The sequence below is a fragment of the Clostridium manihotivorum genome (genome assembly GCF_004015185.1).
Classification (GTDB): Bacteria; Bacillota; Clostridia; order Clostridiales; family Clostridiaceae; genus Clostridium_AR; species Clostridium_AR manihotivorum.
On sequence record NZ_CP025746.1, the window covers coordinates 1,970,769 to 1,988,450 of the forward strand.

General features: G+C 29.2%; 15 protein-coding genes, 1 pseudogene and 1 riboswitch. Of the genes and pseudogenes, 13 read left to right on the forward strand and 3 right to left on the reverse strand.

Annotated features, from left to right (window positions below):
• The first annotated feature begins 140 nt into the window (after positions 1-140).
• The 11 genes and pseudogenes from dnaG to C1I91_RS08860 all read left to right on the forward strand — a co-directional run bounded on the left by dnaG (position 141) and on the right by C1I91_RS08860 (position 13,497).
• On the forward strand, positions 141-1,922 hold the full coding sequence (dnaG, locus tag C1I91_RS08810) for a DNA primase (RefSeq protein WP_128212555.1): 1,782 nt from the start codon (positions 141-143) through the stop codon (positions 1,920-1,922).
• 8 nt (positions 1,923-1,930) lie between these two features.
• Complete coding sequence (rpoD, locus tag C1I91_RS08815) at positions 1,931-3,082, forward strand: RNA polymerase sigma factor RpoD (protein ID WP_128212556.1); 1,152 nt, start codon at positions 1,931-1,933, stop codon at positions 3,080-3,082.
• Between the two features lie 133 nt (positions 3,083-3,215).
• Positions 3,216-4,103: a PH domain-containing protein gene (locus C1I91_RS08820; protein WP_128212557.1), complete on the forward strand. Its 888-nt coding sequence runs from the start codon at positions 3,216-3,218 to the stop codon at positions 4,101-4,103.
• A 44-nt stretch (positions 4,104-4,147) separates the two neighbouring features.
• Complete coding sequence (locus C1I91_RS08825; RefSeq protein ID WP_128212558.1) at positions 4,148-4,837, forward strand: tRNA (adenine(22)-N(1))-methyltransferase; 690 nt, start codon at positions 4,148-4,150, stop codon at positions 4,835-4,837.
• Position 4,838: 1 nt separating this feature from the next.
• On the forward strand, positions 4,839-5,642 hold the full coding sequence (locus C1I91_RS08830; RefSeq protein ID WP_128212559.1) for a Nif3-like dinuclear metal center hexameric protein: 804 nt from the start codon (positions 4,839-4,841) through the stop codon (positions 5,640-5,642).
• A gap of 510 nt (positions 5,643-6,152) precedes the next feature.
• Positions 6,153-6,578 (forward strand): annotated as a pseudogene (locus C1I91_RS08835) (AIM24 family protein); the annotation flags it as partial.
• A gap of 217 nt (positions 6,579-6,795) precedes the next feature.
• Positions 6,796-8,190: a hypothetical protein gene (locus C1I91_RS08840; protein WP_035282362.1), complete on the forward strand. Its 1,395-nt coding sequence runs from the start codon at positions 6,796-6,798 to the stop codon at positions 8,188-8,190.
• Positions 8,191-8,198: 8 nt separating this feature from the next.
• On the forward strand, positions 8,199-9,056 hold the full coding sequence (locus C1I91_RS08845) for a hypothetical protein (RefSeq protein WP_128212560.1): 858 nt from the start codon (positions 8,199-8,201) through the stop codon (positions 9,054-9,056).
• A 23-nt stretch (positions 9,057-9,079) separates the two neighbouring features.
• Positions 9,080-11,095 carry a hypothetical protein gene (locus C1I91_RS08850; RefSeq protein ID WP_128212561.1) on the forward strand — a complete coding sequence of 672 codons (2,016 nt, stop codon included), beginning with the start codon at positions 9,080-9,082 and terminating at the stop codon, positions 11,093-11,095.
• Positions 11,092-12,714 (forward strand): site-specific integrase, encoded by a 1,623-nt coding sequence (locus tag C1I91_RS08855; protein ID WP_008419223.1) that lies wholly within the window; start codon positions 11,092-11,094, stop codon positions 12,712-12,714. Before C1I91_RS08850 ends, C1I91_RS08855 begins: the two co-directional genes overlap by 4 nt.
• Positions 12,715-12,717: 3 nt before the next feature.
• The gene (locus C1I91_RS08860) at positions 12,718-13,497 is read left to right on the forward strand and encodes a hypothetical protein (protein WP_008419221.1); all 780 of its coding nucleotides are present in this window, start codon (positions 12,718-12,720) and stop codon (positions 13,495-13,497) included.
• 17 nt (positions 13,498-13,514) lie between these two features.
• Here C1I91_RS08860 and C1I91_RS28745 read toward each other — a convergent pair whose 3' ends face one another.
• From C1I91_RS28745 to C1I91_RS29355, 3 genes are all read right to left on the reverse strand, one after another.
• On the reverse strand, positions 13,515-13,652 hold the full coding sequence (locus tag C1I91_RS28745) for a hypothetical protein (protein ID WP_238475946.1): 138 nt from the start codon (positions 13,650-13,652) through the stop codon (positions 13,515-13,517).
• A 49-nt stretch (positions 13,653-13,701) separates the two neighbouring features.
• Positions 13,702-13,848: a hypothetical protein gene (locus tag C1I91_RS28750; protein WP_008419218.1), complete on the reverse strand. Its 147-nt coding sequence runs from the start codon at positions 13,846-13,848 to the stop codon at positions 13,702-13,704.
• Between the two features lie 199 nt (positions 13,849-14,047).
• Positions 14,048-14,179, reverse strand: coding sequence for a hypothetical protein (locus C1I91_RS29355; protein ID WP_275051651.1), 132 nt, complete (start codon positions 14,177-14,179; stop codon positions 14,048-14,050).
• 437 nt (positions 14,180-14,616) lie between these two features.
• A riboswitch (M-box (ykoK) riboswitch) is annotated at positions 14,617-14,786 on the forward strand.
• Positions 14,787-15,028: 242 nt separating this feature from the next.
• On the opposite strand from C1I91_RS29355, the gene C1I91_RS08870 reads away from it, so the two are divergent.
• Positions 15,029-16,255, forward strand: coding sequence for a magnesium transporter (locus C1I91_RS08870; protein ID WP_008419212.1), 1,227 nt, complete (start codon positions 15,029-15,031; stop codon positions 16,253-16,255).
• Between the two features lie 15 nt (positions 16,256-16,270).
• Positions 16,271-17,524: an Nramp family divalent metal transporter gene (locus tag C1I91_RS08875; RefSeq protein WP_008419209.1), complete on the forward strand. Its 1,254-nt coding sequence runs from the start codon at positions 16,271-16,273 to the stop codon at positions 17,522-17,524.
• Positions 17,525-17,682 lie beyond the last annotated feature (158 nt).

Sequence of the window (17,682 nt, forward strand, 5' to 3'; positions counted from 1 at the left end):
AATAATTAAATTACTTCTATAATGATAAATTTTAATGGTTAAGTTAAAAAATATTATATTTTAAGAAGGAATTTATCAACTTATGTCGAATATTATAAAACTTGCAAAGAAATAAATTTATTTTAAGGTGGTAATGCTCCTTGAAAATTTCGGAAGAGCTTTTAGAAAAGATAAAAGAACAAAATGATATTGTTGATGTTGTTTCAGAAACAGTTAGACTAAAAAGAGCAGGCAGATACTATACGGGACTATGTCCATTTCATAGTGAAAAGTCTCCATCATTTACCGTAACTCAAGATAGACAGATATACAAGTGTTTTGGGTGTGGTGAAGCAGGCAATGTAATAACCTTTATTATGAAGACAAAGAATTTACCTTATTTTGACGCGGCCAGATATTTAGCTGATAGAGCACATATACCTATGGAAAGCGAAAGCAGCGGCAACAGTAAGATAAATTCTAAAAAAGATTTGATTTATAAAGTTAATACAGATGCGGCTAGATTTTTCTTTTCTAATCTTCAAACTAATAAAATACCAAAGGAGTATTTCTTACGCAGAGGTATTACTGAAAGTACAATTAAAAAATTTGGTTTAGGTTATTCTATTGATAGTTGGAATTCTCTTTTAAACTTTCTAAAGAGAAAAGGCTATAAAGAAGATTTCATAATTGAAGCTGGGTTAGCTGTAAAAAGTGAAAAGGGAAAAGTCTACGATAGATTCAGAAATAGAGTTATGTTCCCAGTATTTGATTACAAAGGAAAAGTAATAGGTTTTGGAGGAAGGGTATTAGATGATTCTAAACCTAAATATTTAAATTCTCCAGAAACACTAGTATTTCAAAAAGGCACTAATTTATATGGTTTAAACTTTGCTATTAAGAAAGGGATACCAGAAAGATATTTTATAATGGTGGAGGGCTATATGGATTGTATATCTCTGCATCAATATGGAATAAATAATGCAGTAGCATCACTTGGTACTGCTCTTACTCCAGGTCAAGCAAGACTTATGAAAAGATATGCTGATAAGGTAATAATTTCATATGATGCAGACTTAGCTGGACAAAATGCCACCGTAAGAGGGTTAGAAATACTTAGAGGTGCAGGCTTTGATGTTAGGGTATTGAAGGTTCCTCAAGGAAAAGATCCCGATGAATACATAAGAAGCAATGGCAAAGAGGCATTCTTAAGACTAATTGAGACATCACAGCCTCTAATAGAATATAGATTGCTAAGGGCAAGAGAGGGAATAAACTTTAGCGATAATGAAGAACTTATAAAGTATGGAGAAAGAGTAACAGAAATCTTAGCGGATCTTAATCCAGTGGAGAAGGATGTGTATGTTAAGAAGATTTCTGAAGAAACCGGTCTCCGAGAACAGTCACTCTACGACTTATTATCGAAAAAAATGACAAAAAACAATGAATCTTCACTTAACATGAATAATAAGGAAGAATTTGGAACAAAATTATATGTAGAGCCAGCTTACATTAAATCAGAAAGAAGTTTGCTTAAGATTATGTCTGATAAACAATTCTATCAGTATGTTGTTGGGCATATATCTAAAGAGGATTTAATTTTAGATTCACATAAAAAAATATTTTCTATAATAACTTCCCTATTCGAGGAAGGAAAGGAAAATATAGAAACATTAATTGAATTTAGATGTGATGATGGTGACAGTTTAAAAGAGTGGATACTTATAAGGGAAATCGAAATAATGATTGTAGATAATGACATAGAAATAATCATTAGTGACTATATAAATAAAATAAAAAAGCAAAGTTTAGAGAACTATAAGAAAGAAATTTTACAGAAGCTGAAACGGTATGAAGAAAAAGGGCTATTTCAAGAATCTATTGAGCTAGTAAAAGAAGCTAAAGAAGTAGACGATAAACTTAAAAGATTAGAAAGGGGTTAAGTACGGATATGGCGGAAGGAGGTATTAACATGGAAAATGTTGAAAAGGCAAGTAAGGTGAAATCAACTAAGGATAAGGTAGCCGCTAAAGTTGATACTAAAGATAAAAACGCTAAGATGGTGATTGTTAAAAGACTCATAGAAAAAGGTAAGAAGAGTGGTACCTTAACATATAAAGAAATTATGGATGAGTTAGATGAAATTGACTTAAGTCCTGATCAAATAGAAAAGATCTATGAAGTTTTGGAATCCATGGGAATAGAAGTAATAGGAGATATAGCTGATTCTGAAAATATAGAAGAAGAGCTTGATCTTTCAATACCAGAAGGTATTGCTATAGATGACCCTGTTAGAATGTATCTAAAGGAAATAGGTAAAGTACCTTTATTGTCATCTGAGGAAGAAATAAACCTTGCTGAAAGAATCGAAGAGGGAGATCAGTATGCTAAGAAGAAGCTTGCTGAAGCTAACTTAAGACTTGTAGTAAGTATAGCTAAAAGATATGTTGGAAGAGGTATGCTTTTCCTAGATCTTATACAGGAAGGTAACTTAGGGCTAATTAAAGCAGTAGAAAAGTTTGATTACAGAAAAGGCTTTAAGTTCTCAACTTATGCAACTTGGTGGATAAGACAGGCGATAACAAGAGCTATAGCCGACCAGGCAAGAACCATAAGAATACCAGTTCATATGGTAGAAACTATAAATAAGTTGATAAGAGTTCAAAGACAATTGCTACAAGAATTAGGTAGAGATCCATTGCCAGAAGAACTATCAAAGCATATGGATATGCCTGTAGATAAAGTAAGAGAGATATTAAAGATAGCTCAAGAGCCAGTATCTTTAGAAACTCCAATAGGTGAAGAAGAGGATAGTCATCTAGGTGATTTCATACCAGATGATGAAGCTCCAGCACCAGCAGAAGCAGCAGCTTTCACAATGTTAAAAGAGCAACTAATAAACGTACTTGATACACTTACTCCAAGAGAAGAAAAGGTATTAAGACTTAGATTTGGTTTAGATGATGGAAGAGCTAGAACTCTAGAAGAAGTAGGTAAGGAGTTCAACGTAACAAGAGAAAGAATTAGACAGATTGAAGCTAAGGCTTTAAGAAAGCTAAGACATCCAAGCAGAAGCAAAAAACTAAAGGATTATCTAGACTAAAAGCACCTACCAATGGTGCTTTTAATCTTAATAAAGCATAGGTAGTTAATATTCTATAAACAATGTTAATATTAGTACTATCTTTGTTAAGGATAACCATAGATTATGATATAATGACTTTGAGGTGGTTAGAGTGGAAAGTTATAAGCCCCGTAGAGGGATTGCTATATATGAACTCATGTTTTTTATCTTAGTTGTAGATATTGCTATATACTTTGGAGTAAAGCTATTTAACACATATACTGAAATAAGCCTTATAAAAATTTTTGCAGTAGCTTTTTCAATATACTGTTTGTTTTATATACTTCAGACCTTAAGTCTCAGATATAAAATGAATGAAGATGGCATAGAGATAAATGCTCTTTGGGGAATAAAAAAAATTCTTATTTCTTATGAAAAAATAGATGGCTATAATATTCAGACAGGACCTATAGAAGGTATGAACTTATCTGGAGTAGGTAGGACCAGATATAACTACGGTAGATCAGTTGTTGATAATGTTGGAACAAGCCATATGTTTGTTACTTCAAGTAAAAAAGTTCTATATCTTCACACTGAGGAAATAAGCTACGGTATTTCACCTGACAACATAGAAGCTTTCTTACAGAAGGTTAAGGAAAAAGGAATAGAAGAGAAAAATTTTGAAATTAAACTAAATAGGAATAGAGATCTGTTTAAAGAAAAAAGTTTCTTTATACCTTTTATATTGGTAGCTTTAATTATAGTGTACATGACTTTAAACCCTTTTGTACTTTATCTCATGGATAAGCTTCCAGACAATATGCCTCTTTACTTTGATGCTACATTTAGACCAGTTGTTCAAGGTACTGGAAAGCAATTCGCCTTCAGGCAGATGACCTATGGCGCACTTAATATGATAATACTATTTTGTATGCATTATGCAGCATATTTTTGTGCTAAATATGACAAGAGATCAGCTTATAAATATATTTATGTAGCCTTACTTATTTCGGTGGTATTTTTAATAATACAAATCAGAATACTACATTTATATTTATAATAAGTTTTCTAAGCTAATGATGGATTTATAGAAAGGTGAACTTGATGGAACTTAGTAAGAGATTACAAACTATAGTTAATAATATTGATAAATGTGAAAGTATAGCAGATATTGGTACAGATCATGGATATGTGCCAATTTATTGCGTAAAGAACAACATCTGCAATACTGCCATAGCTTCAGATATTAATAAAGGGCCTATAGAAAAGGCAAAACTTAATGTATCAATGGAGGGCCTTAATAGAAGCATAGCTTGCAGATTAGGACCAGGGTTAACCACAATGGATAAAGATGAAGTGGAGGCCTTAGTTATAGCTGGTATGGGGGGAAACTTAACCAGAGATATACTTCTAGCTGATATAGATAAGATTAAAAAGTGCTCTTTTATTATACTACAACCAGCACAAAATCCAGAGGTGTTAAGAGAGTTTTTATATTCTAGTAAGTTCGAAATCCTTGATGAGGACATGTGCTTTGAAGAAAGAAAGTATTATGAGCTTTTTAAGGTGAAATATAATGAAGCAAATGAAGGTATAGAAGTAAATGATCCTATTTATTATGAGATAAGTCCAATACTCTTAAAGAAGAAGGAAGAAACCTTTATGAATTTCCTAAAAAGAAGAATAGATAAGTATGAAAGCATAGTTAAGCATATTAATGAAAATACTATTCATGCAGAGGAAAAAAAGAAGGAGCTAGAAATTAAAATTTCTAAACTTAAGGAGTTATTGTAATATGAAGGTATTTGAAATATCAAAGATAATTGAACAAATGGCACCTAAAGTGTTAAAAGAGGATTATGACAATGTAGGACTTATGGTTGGAGATAATAATGCTGAAGTATCTACTATACTAGTGGCTTTAGACTGTACCTTAAGTGTAATAGAAGAAGCTAAGGCTATAGGAGCTGAAATGATACTTACTCACCATCCACTGCTTTTTAGAAAGCCTAAAACCATAACAAATGACACCCTTCAAGGTAGAAAGATAATAGAACTTATAAAAAATAATATAAACTTATATAGTTCACATACCAATTTAGACTCTACTAAGGCTGGTATGAATGACACGATAGTAGAGCTTTTAGGATTTGAAAGTGAAAAAATTTTGGAACCAACTAAAGTTCCTAACTTTGAAGGATCAGGTATAGGAAGACTAATTAAACTAGAAAGTGCTATAAAGCTATCTGATTTGGTGCAGGATATTAAGTCAAAGCTTGGAATAAATAATTTAAGATTCACTGGTGACTTGAATAAAGAAGTAAAAAAGATAGCTATAATTAATGGTAGCGGACAAGACTTCTTTGAAATCTCAAATAGATATGGAGCAGACTGCATCATAACTGGTGATACAACCTACCATTATGTAAGTGATTATAATGAAATGGGCATATCCATATTAGATATAGGTCACTTTGGCTCAGAATGGCCATTATTTATAAATATCTGCAACAGATTAAAAGAGAAGTTTATTGCAGTGGATAAAAACATAAAGGTTGTAATATCTAAGAGCACTAATGATCCATATAATTTCATATAAATAATATAGGCAGCTTGACTTAATCAGGCTGTTTTTTTACTATATAGTAATCAGCCATGATCTAAAAAGTCATCATAAGAGTCATCACAAAAGTATAATGAAAAAAGTTTTCTTTTTCGTAGGAAAGTATAAAATTTATTGTTAGCTAAACCTATTAAGTTCAAGGGCTTAGAACGGCTATTTAGGGCAAACAGTAAAAAAGAAATCTTATTCGCCTGTCAGATTTTCTAAATATACATTCGGAAAGGTAGATGCGCAAAAAAAGCACACTTCAGTGACTTTTTTAGGTGCTTTTAAAGCACTGCAGTGAAAGTGAAGATAAACCATAATTTTTGAAGAGATATAATAAATATTTTCGAGCAAGGAACAATAAATATATACTGAGAATAGTTTTATATTTAGTATTTCTTAGAAATAACTTAAAAATTTCTTAAAAATACTAATTATATATTTTATTTGCACGAAATTTCAAATAGAATATTATTATAAATTTATAAGGAGTGATTTTTATTGAATTCACATGAGATAGACTACAAAATCTATGGTGACGATATGCAGTTTGTAGAAATAGAGTTAGATCCAAACGAAACTGTATTTGCAGAAGCAGGCGCAATGATGATGATGGATCAAACTATTAAGATGGAGACAATCTTTGGAGATGGAACAAATGCTGGTAGTGGCTTTATGGGAAAATTGTTCTCGGCAGGAAAGAGAGTACTAACAGGCGAAAGTTTATTTATGACTGCATTCAGTAACACAGGTTATGGTAAGGCACAGGTTTCATTTGCAGCTCCTTATCCTGGTAAGATAATACCTATGGACCTATCCAAGCTTGGTGGGAAGCTAATATGCCAAAAAGATGCTTTCCTTTGCGCAGCAAAAGGCGTATCAGTAGGCATAGACTTTAGAAAAAAGCTAAGCGTAGGCTTCTTTGGAGAAGTTATGTGATAAAAATCAAGATTTATAAAATAATTAAAAATGTCCAGTATATACTATAAGATATTTAAAATAAAGAGTTTATAGTATGTACTTTTTTTATGTTTAAATAAATTAATATAGTGCATGTCCAATAAATGTTTTATAATAGATAATAATAAAATGTCCAATGGGAATCGTAATGAAAATTAAGAAGTGGATTAGGAAGGTTTTATGTATGTATAGGGATTTGGGTACTTTGAATTTAGATAATGACGATATAGTAGATAGTATAGAAATTGATGAATTGAGATTTTTTATTAATAGGAAAACAAATTCAAAAGGATTAGATATTATTAACCTAAGATCTAAAGAATTTCGAGGAGTAAGAATAAATGTACTCGTAGGTGGAATTTATAAAACTTTTTTTGGAATCAAAGAGGAGAGTGCAAAAGGTGTTCACGAATTTACAGATTTTTTCTATGATGATTTTGGTTTAGCTGAAATTAAAATTGGATTATCTGATAAAGCGTCAAATACTCTTAATAATTATTCAAAGCCTTTAATAAAGTTTTTAAATTACATATACAAACAAGGAATTAAAAACATAGAGGAATTAGATAAAGATATGATAAAAGAATTTTTAAACTTATATTCATATAACCTATTACCAGATGATTGCAAATCAGATACATGTAGGTCAAAAACGGAAGTTAATCGAGTAAATCAGGTAATAACTAAATTCATTTTTTGGTTATTCACATCTAAAAAAACAGCAAGAAATAAAAAATTAAAATATAATATGAAGTACTTTGAAGCAAGTGATTTTAAAACTATGCAATATTCAAGAAAGCTGAAAAGTGGTGGGATAGAATATAGATATAAATTACGGGATATAGTTACTGTAAACTTGGATAATTCAAATAATGGCCAAAAGCGAAGCAAAGCAATTAGAGGTACTTTATACACAGTAAAAAAGCTTATAGAAGTGTCCAGGATAATAGATCCAATGATTACGTTTGCCATCATTCTTGATTCGTTTGCTGGGTTAAGACTGGGTGAAGTTATGCAGATGCATAATGGACGACTTAAATTAATTGATTCTAGATTTAAAAGTTGTAGTTTATATATAGATTTAACATCAGATTCTAGACTACGTTCTGACAGGGTCAAGACAGGAGAAATTAAAGTGAACAGAGAACAACCAATATTTGAGGTGTTTGCTGATGTTATAAGAGACGAATATTTAGAGCACCAAGAACTTTTATTACAGAAAGGATTTTTAATGCATAAATATGGTGCTTTGTTTATTAATGAGGAAGGAAAAGCTATGACTAGTGATAATTACATGAAAAGATTTAGAGCTATAGCTGAGCAAGCTATTATCAATATAAAAATTGAAGCCGCAAAAGGAAATGAACTAGCCATAAGAGAAGAACGGTTGCTTGAGGGGAAAATAATAACACCCCATTCTTTAAGATATATTTATAGTCAATTTATAAAAGAGGTTGTAGGGGAAAGAACTGCAGTGGCATACTTTCGTGGTGACCAAAATATAAAAAGTCAAGATACATATATACCAGAGACTAATTTAAAAAAGGCTAAAGAGCTATTTATGAGCTATTTTGTCTAGGAGGAGTAATGAATAATTATAGAGTTCTAGAGATATTTAAAAATAAAGATCTTAGCTTTGATTTTTCAGGTGAATATATTAGTGTTGAGGAGTTGGATAGAGAATTTTTTACAATAGAATCTATTGTAAAAGAAACAATGATTAAAGATAGACTTGGATTAGCGAAAAAGATTAAAGAAGGGGTTATTACTGGATTAATATGTGCGAAAAGCAATGGTGGGAATCTTTTTGTGAAAAAAATATATGTTTACAAGAAGGATTTTAAATACGTATTGGAAGAATTCAATAAGAGCACTATTGAGTTAGACGTTTTTTTAGATAGTTTATACAAATTAGGTTATAAAAGAATTACCCGCAATAGGGCCAGAGATATTTTTCAACGAATGGGCATGTTTGTTACCAATCCATTGAACAGAAGAATGAGGCATTTGGACATAGTTAAAGCAGAAAACTATAAAGCAAAATTTATAGAAATTAATGAAAACTATAAAAGTTATGAATGGGTTAAAATTGAGATAAGAAAAAAATATTTAGGGTATGAACCTAATATATTGAGTGAAATTAGATTTGCAGAATTCTTTGGAAAAAATAACTTTAATGTTTTGGAGTTTTATAGTGATTATAACTTTTTCGGGAAACAATTGTATAGTAGGAAAGGATGCGTTGCTTACATAAAACATTTTATGAAAGATAAAATATCATATATTAAAGGAGATAAACAGTTTTTTCGTACTATTGATACTTTAAAAGAAGAAGATATAAATACACTATATTATACATATGAGCAATTAAAACAATTAGTAAATGAGATAGGTGAAGAAATTCCGAAAAAAATAGTTTTGATTGTTTTAAAAGATATAAAATAAATGTAATTAGATTTATATCATTAATGACCTCAAGTCAACTTTTTTTCAGAAGAGAAGAAGTTGATAAGCTTATAATTGAATCTAAAAAGTATATTAATAAGGAACAAATAAAAAAAGAATTAACTGAATTAACGGATATGACGATAAATGTTTCATTCCTGAAAAGAAGAAATATAAATGTGTATAAAGCTCCTACAAATTTGCTTAAAGAAAGCCAAATATATATTAAAAAATCAGAATTACTAATGTTAAAGGAACAGTTAATACGAGAAAATGAAATAAGAAATGCAGGTAGTATTTATTCAATTTATAAAATCAAACTATCCCATGAGAAGATACTACTTAAGAATATAGATATAATAAAGATATTTGATGAATATGTTCTCGATAAAAGTAATAAATCAGAAACAAGAGATATTGTGAAAATGGCTAGTATTTACGCTAAAGTTTGTACAGTGATAAATCATAATATTGATGGTAACGTTATGCAGTTACCACTAGAATATAAAATTGAAAAAGCAAAGCAATTGATGCAATTATCCCTAGATATTTCTGATGAAGTTATTAAATATTTAAGCATTTTTTTAAAAACACATTTAATACCCAATGTTAAGTTATCAGTTATTAAAGAAGAAAAAATTAAGGATAAGGTTGATAAATATAGCGATGATGATTTTACGACTATTTTGATATCAATATTAGGCATATTAGATGATCCTATTAAGTTTAAAAAATTAATATATTATAGAACAGCTTCATCTGCAATATTATATGTTTTAATTCATTTTGTATTTGCTTGGAGAAGAAATGATATTATAGAACAGTTGCCAAAACCAAATCTTAAACTCATTGGATATGATGATGGAATAAAATTTCTAGAAGATTTAAAAAATGACATGTTCATTTTTGAAGAATATCATGGAGAAAAGATTTGTAAGGATATAACAGAGTATGTTTATAGAATGGGGCTAGTATCAAATAAAAATAAACAACAATTAGAAGCAAGTATACAAGCAAATATATATAAGCATTTAGGATTATTAATGTGTATTTGTGAGGGTAATAGACAATATTGCAAAAAAATTGAAAGGAAACGTCAAAATACAGAAACACTGATAAGTCCAGGAAGTGTCAAGACACGATATATAAATGAAACATTTTTATATTTTGGAATAGATATAGTAGGCATACTTAGAAAGCCTTTTAGTAATCTTAGGGGAACTAAATCATTTTTCAGCGTTTTAGGTGAACGATTTGAGGAACTTGAAATATGTGTTTTAAAGGCTGTTAGCGAATTAAGGGCACATAAGAATGATAAAGAAAATATATCAAATACTGGTAGTAAGTATTATCTTCAAAAGGATATCAGTAAAGCTACAGTTGAGATATTTTCAAAAGAAACAATGGGAAGTGTTAAAGATTATATTCTAAAGCTAACTGATGATGATTACGATTTATTAGATGATAATAAGCAAATAGAAAAATTTAAGGCTTTAAAATTAAAAAACATAGATATAGAAAGAATTCATAAAAATTTATATAAAACAAGTAATATGTTAGAAGAGTTCTTCAAAGATTTCTGTGAGGATAAGGAACTTGCACAGAAGTTCCTTAGAGAGCTATTATATGGGAAGGCATATGCTAAACATGCTAACTGCAAATGCTTATTGAAAGTAAAAATTAATGTAGTTAACAGCATCATACTTGAAGATGAAACTGAAATAAAAGGAAAAGTAGTATGTCCGATTAGAATTGATAATTGTATTGGATGTAGCTATCTTGTTGCATTAAGATTGTTTATATATGAGTTTAAAGAATTACTCCGTAATTTTTTTATACAATTTGAGAATTTACTGGACATTGAATCAAAAATATTGTTTGCAAAAGTTTTTAATAAAAAGTATAGGCCACTACTTTCAGCATTTAAATCAGAGTTAGGCGAGAATATATTTAATAGAGTGTTAGATGCTGAACAATATAAGGCATTTAGCAGACAAATTGAAGAAGTGAAGAATATTAAAAAGGAGGGAAATAAATGAAGGTAAAACAAAAGTTATGGATAGAAAATGTAGAACAGTTCCAATTATCTAAGTTAAATAAATATATTAATAAATTTGAAAAATTAAAAGATGATGGATACATAGCAGCTAATATTAAATTTGAAGATAGGATTTGGCGTGTTAAAATCATTGGAGTAGAGTTAAATTTAAATTTCTTAAATAACATAGAGTTAATGAATGCGTCAAAAGAATTAAAAATATCACAAGATTTTATAGATAGTAGTATTAAATCATTCTTATTAGATTATATTGAAAATACATCTCAAGGAAATATCAAGATTAAGTTGAATTATTTAAAATCACTTATAAATAGAGAATTAATAGAGAGGTATGCATTATCTGTGAATGTTTATGATTTTACGTTTTTCTGTAAATTCAATGATTTTATAGGTGGGATTTGTTCAGAATATATTGAATCAATCACTGAATATGCTGTAGAAAGAGATTATAAAAATAAAAAAATACCTAGCTTTGTAAGTGTGTTTAAATTTGACGATGTAATAGAGGAATTTTATAGAAGAAATAAAAATAATATAAAAGTACTTTTAAAGTGGTATCCGATTATTGTTTGGTGGAAATTAACTTCAGTTATACCTTTGAGACCTTCTGAACTTATAAATATGGATCGATTGTGTATTGATGAAATTAATGGAGAGTACTTTATTATTGTTAAACGGAGCTTAGGCAAAATAAGTGGTTTTAAATTGGTTAATTCGTCCAATGAAAATGAGTGTTATTATAATGATAAAATAAATATTGATGAGAAAATGTATAAATTTTTAAAAAAGTATATTAAGGATATGGAAAACTATGGTGGTAAGTATCTTTTTTCAAAAGAACTATATATGTCATATAATTTAATACAGCCCAATTTGAATAAAAATAAATTTACAGTTGCAAATTTGACTTACTTGCTTAATAGGTTTTATGATGATTTTATACAACACAAAAAGGGATATGTAATTTGCAATAGATATGAAAAACCATTTGAAACATTAGAAGAAAAAGAGATAGAGAGGCTTTCATTATATGATTCAAGGCATATAGCTATTATAAATGCAATATTTTTAGGATATGATATTCAGACGGTTCAGCGTCTTGCTAGACATAAAGTAGTTAATACTACTTATGGTTATTTTAGGCATGAGCATGAATATGCGAAATCTTTTGCTCTTTCTTTTTCAAAAAAGATGTTACATAAAAATGACTTAAAAAAAATTCCCAATATAAAAAGATCCCATAATCATGGGAGATTACTTGCAAGTGTTGTGTTGGGAATAGATGATGTTATATCAGTTAATAGAAAAGACTTTAAATCATGTGGTGGATATTGTGAATATAATACAAATAAGGATATTTTATTTTGTATGAAATATCTACCTAATCATGTTTTATGTCCTAAGTTTATACCATATGATGAAGATGTTCAAATTGGACAAGCAGAAAAAAAGTTAGAAAATTGTATAAAAGTTCTCTGTGACATAGTAAAAGACAGGGAAACAATTGCAAATTTTGATGAAAAAATGTCTATTCAACGAGATGCCATGCTTAATAATACTTATGAATTAGCTCATCTATTGGCAAAAAAGGAGAAGTAATATATGTCTAAGAATCATAAAAAATGTTCAGAAGAAACGTTGATTTCAATCGTAAAAGACTATATTGAAAATGCTGTTTTTAAGAAAGTTAAATATACAGATTTAGCTGAATATGCAAAAGAAAAGGGGTATGAGAGTGTTGAGAGAAGGGATTTTTCTCGTAACAAAAATATAAGTAATCTAATTAATGATATTAATGAAAAAAATCTTTTATCAGAAAAGGCTTTGAAACTTGAGAATATGCCATTTAAATCATTCTATATTGATATAGATTTTGTAGAGAAAATTAATAAGAATAATAGATTACAGTACTTAAATTATTTTAATAAAGCGCAAACCGATATTATTAAAGAAAACGAAAAACTAAAAAAACAAATTTCAGAATTAAAAGTATTTATTGATACCTTAAAGACAGATAAAATTGTATTGGCAAATAAACTAAGAGAAAAACAATCAGAAAATAGAGAACTAAAGAAACTATTAATTAGAGAAAATTCTAAAAGAGATATTCTATATGAACTAGAATTATTCGAAAAACTTAGGGGGTCATTAAAAGTAAAAAATTTTGCAGAACATACCTATGTAGACTTTTATAATAAATACTGGAATGAAAAACAGACAGATATATTGGATATTACAGATATTACAAACGAGAAACAAAACCAAGAGAACATTAGAAAATTAGAAACTGAAATATATACAAGTACAAAAGCGTTGCTACATGAAAATGTAAAAGAAGCTGAGGATGATAGTTTGAATTTACCAAGTTATGATGACTTTTAACATGGGAGCTCAGATTTTTATTCACTTTTGAATTTTAATAATAATGCAGAGTTTATACTAACATCAACAGGCCCTAAATTATGAACTAAGGCTCCAAGAACTGGATTTGAAATGTCTGTCATTGCAAGTATTATAGCTATAAAATTTAGCAACATGGAAAGAGATAAGTTTCATATAATTTTAGTTATAGTTTTTGAGACAGACTTAATAAATGGGGGATAGATTTAAAATATCATCACTTACAATAGCAATGGCTGCTGCATCAACAGCAATATCACTTATGCCCCACATTGCAATACCTACATATGCTTTCTTAAGAGCAGGGGCATAATTAATTCCATTTCCAATCATGCATATAATCTCATTTTTTTTGATATTCTTCAATTACAAACAGTTTATCTTTTGGTAAACATTCAGAGTAAATATTTATAATACCTATATTATTAGCAATATGAGAAGCAGCTTGTGGATTATCTTCAGTTAATTAGATACTTTCTACAGTGATTAAACTTAGCTTTTTAATCATTGATTTAGAATCTTTACGTAATTTTTAAGCTAGTACTATAAAACCATATGGTTGAGCGTTGATAACTACATAAATAACTGTACAGTTTTTGTTTATATAAGTTGACGCATTGTCAAATATTCCTTTTGATATTTCTATAGAATTTTCAGTTAACAATTTACCATTTCCTGCAAGAATTGTATTGGATATAAATACTGAATGTAAAAATACGATGTTTTTAATCTAAGATTTAATTTATCTTCAATGGCAATAGATATAATATGCTAAGCTATGATTTAGTAAAACCATTAAACAGTAGCAAACATGTCATTGAAAATAGAAAAATAAGTAGATAAGAATAGTTTGCAATTAATATACAAATAATTTATATTATCAATTGATATTGATGCTTAAGTATTGCCTTATAATATAAATATAAAAATTAAATTTAGCATTAGAAATTAATCCTGTGTATAAATGCCATGAAACGTAATGATAATTTAACAAAATGAAATTATAATAGATATTTACAACTGAGAGTTTTAGACGTATAATGAGTTGAACGTATTATCAATTGAAAATAAAAAGATAATATATTTAATATTTATAAAATTTAATAAAATTGTTAGGTGAGGCTCCTATGTACAGGATATACGCTACTGCCCAAAAACATCGAGAGATGCCAATGGGTCAACAGATACTGCCGAAAGTTAAGGCTTTATTTAATGTAGCTGAGTTTAACTCAAAGCCACATAGTGCTAAAGCTCAACAAAAAGTAATATATTATTTTTTGCGGGCTTTTACGAGCTCTTTTTTTATTGCATGAATCACTTTTTATATGTTCATGTAATAAAATGTATGAAAAGTATATTAGAATCTAAACTAGGAGGAGTGATAAGTTTAATGGATGGAGACCCGTATGATAAGCAGAATAGCATAATAATTAAAAATTATCAGAAAATATGATTAGGGTGTACTGACATTAAACTATGAATTGTGCACTCTAAAAGAAAAGGAGAGTGTACAATGAAATTTAAAAGTGTTTATTTAAGCAGAATATTAGATAAAAAAATATATACAACTAGTAACGAAGTATTGGGAACTTTAAAGGATTTAGCTGTTGATGCAAAATTTAAAAATCCCAAAGTTACTATAGCTGTTATTAAGACAAAAGATGGAATAAAATATATTGATTTTGAGAATATTGATATTTCCAAGGAGAAAAGACAATATAAGTTAGTTTGCAATGAAGTCAAAGAGTCCAATTTGGGAAATTTATTATTGTTAAAAAAGTATGTTTTAGATAAGCAGATTATTGATGTTAATGGTAGAAAGGTAGTTAGAGCTAATGATGTTAGATTAATTATCCTTGATTCAGGTATGTTTATTGCAGCAGTAGATATCGGAATGGAGGGCATATTAAGAAGAATTGGAATAGCTAAACCATTAAAAATATTAGGAGTTAAAGTGCAAAGTAAATTAATGCTATGGGATGAAATTGAAACAGCATTTGCTTCAGAAGATATTTCACTTTCAAAATCCTATAATAAGCTCCATACACTTCATCCATCAGATCTAGCAGATATAATTGAAGATTTTGATGCAAATACTGGTGCAATTATTTTTTCAAGATTAGATACTGCTAGGGCTGCAGATGTATTAGAAGAATTAGAAGAGGACGTACAAGTAAGCTTGCTCAGAACACTGTCTATAGAGAGAGCAGCAGATATTCTTGAAGAAATGCCTGCAGATGAGGCTGCAGACGTGTTAGATGGATTACAGGAAGATAAAGCAGAAGAGCTGCTTAGCAACATGGAAAAAGAAGCTTCAGATGAAATAAGAGAACTTATGGAATATGAAGATAATCTAGTTGGAAGTATTATGACTACTGATTTTATATCATGTCCAATTGATTATACAGTAGCGGATATAATTAATGATATTCGAAAAGCTGATGAAGAAATTGAACAGTTTTATTATGTTTATGTTGTAAATGATGCAAATAAACTTATGGGAGTAGTTTCATTAAGAGAATTAGTTATTTCTACTCCTGATAAAAAAATAGAAGAGTTTATGAGTAAAAAAGTTATATATATAAAGGATGAAGAAAAAATAAGTCATTTAGCAAAAGATATAATCAAATATAATTTACTTGCTATGCCTGTAGTTGATGAAGAAATGCATTTAATTGGGAGTGTAAGTTTAATCGATATTGTTTATGAAATTGCAAAGCATAATAAGAGGTTGAAATAGGTGGAGGTGTAGAAGATGAATGCAAAAAGAAAAACATGGATAGCAAATTTATTAATATTTTTAAGTGTTTTAGGCCCAGGAATTATAACAGGTAGTGTAGATAATGATGCAGGTGGTATTACAACATATTCTGTAGCTGGTGCGACTTATGGTTATAACTTGCTTTGGTCTCTAATACCATGCTTCGTTGTACTTCTTGTAGTACAAGAAATGAATGCTAGGATGGGGATTGTAACAGGTAAAGGACTAGCAGACTTAATTAGAGAAAATTTTGGGGTTAGGATAACTTTCTTTATATTTGTTGGATTAATTATTGCAGATATAGGAAATACAGCTACTGAATTTGCAGGGGTTGCAGGAAGTATGCAGGTATTCGGTGTAAGTAAATATATATCTGTACCTCTAGCAGCTGTAGCAGTATGGATTTTGGTTGTAAAGGGGACTTATAAAACTACTGAAAAGTTGTTTTTGGTTTTTAGCTTATTTTTATTATCCTACATTGCTTCCGCATTTCTTGCTAAGCCAGACTGGAGTGAAATAGGGAGTGCTATAATACATCCAACCATCGAGACAAATTTTGAATATATAGGTACAGTTATTGGTATTGTAGGAACCACTATTGCTCCGTGGATGCAGTTTTATATGCAATCAGCAGTTATAGAAAAAGGTCTTAAGGTAGAAGACTTTAAGTACGAAATTTGGGATGTAGTTGTTGGTAGTATTATAACAGTAGTTGTAGCTTTCTTTATAATTGTAGCCTGTGGAGCAACACTTAACAAAAATGGAATTAAAATAGAAGAGGCTAAAGATGCTGCATTAGCGCTTAAGCCACTTGCTGGAGCTTTCGCTTCTCAAATTTTTGCATTTGGACTTTTTATAGCGTCTATTTTTTCAGCAACAATATTACCTTTAGCTACAGCATTTTATATTTGCGAAGCTTTTGGTTTTGAAGCTGGAATAGATAAAAAGTTAAAAGAAGCACCTGAGTTTTTTACGTTATTCACTATAATTATAGTAGTTGGAATTGCTATTATTTTGATTCCTGGAGCACCTTTAATTGAGATAACATTGGGATCACAAGTTATAAATGGTATATTATTACCGGTAGTCTTAATATGTATGATGCTTATGGTGAATAATAAGGAAATTATGGGTGAGTATGTAAATAATAAAATTAAAAATGCAATTGGTTGGGGAACTATTATAGTTTTAATTGCACTAACAGCGATTTTAACTTTTGAACCTTTAATAACTATGCTTACATCATAACAACTGATAATATATAATTTATTAGGGGAGAAACTATAGATTATCTAATTTATAACCATAAACGTCAAATATTTTTTTGACAAAAAAATAATTACTTTTCAGTGTCTGATATGGATGATTTTCATCCACTGGTTTATAAGAAATAAAATGATTGCGGC

Coding starts and splice junctions, on each gene's coding strand:
- C1I91_RS08840 (WP_035282362.1), top strand. CDS start 6,796: ATGTATAGGGATTTGGGTACTTTGAATTTAGATAATGACGATATAGTA.
- rpoD (WP_128212556.1), top strand. CDS start 1,931: ATGGCGGAAGGAGGTATTAACATGGAAAATGTTGAAAAGGCAAGTAAG.
- C1I91_RS08825 (WP_128212558.1), top strand. CDS start 4,148: ATGGAACTTAGTAAGAGATTACAAACTATAGTTAATAATATTGATAAA.
- C1I91_RS08855 (WP_008419223.1), top strand. CDS start 11,092: ATGAAGGTAAAACAAAAGTTATGGATAGAAAATGTAGAACAGTTCCAA.
- C1I91_RS28750 (WP_008419218.1), bottom strand. CDS start 13,848: ATGATTGGAAATGGAATTAATTATGCCCCTGCTCTTAAGAAAGCATAT.
- C1I91_RS08830 (WP_128212559.1), top strand. CDS start 4,839: ATGAAGGTATTTGAAATATCAAAGATAATTGAACAAATGGCACCTAAA.
- C1I91_RS08845 (WP_128212560.1), top strand. CDS start 8,199: ATGAATAATTATAGAGTTCTAGAGATATTTAAAAATAAAGATCTTAGC.
- C1I91_RS08860 (WP_008419221.1), top strand. CDS start 12,718: ATGTCTAAGAATCATAAAAAATGTTCAGAAGAAACGTTGATTTCAATC.
- C1I91_RS28745 (WP_238475946.1), bottom strand. CDS start 13,652: ATGTTGCTAAATTTTATAGCTATAATACTTGCAATGACAGACATTTCA.
- C1I91_RS08875 (WP_008419209.1), top strand. CDS start 16,271: ATGAATGCAAAAAGAAAAACATGGATAGCAAATTTATTAATATTTTTA.
- C1I91_RS08850 (WP_128212561.1), top strand. CDS start 9,080: ATGACCTCAAGTCAACTTTTTTTCAGAAGAGAAGAAGTTGATAAGCTT.
- C1I91_RS08870 (WP_008419212.1), top strand. CDS start 15,029: ATGAAATTTAAAAGTGTTTATTTAAGCAGAATATTAGATAAAAAAATA.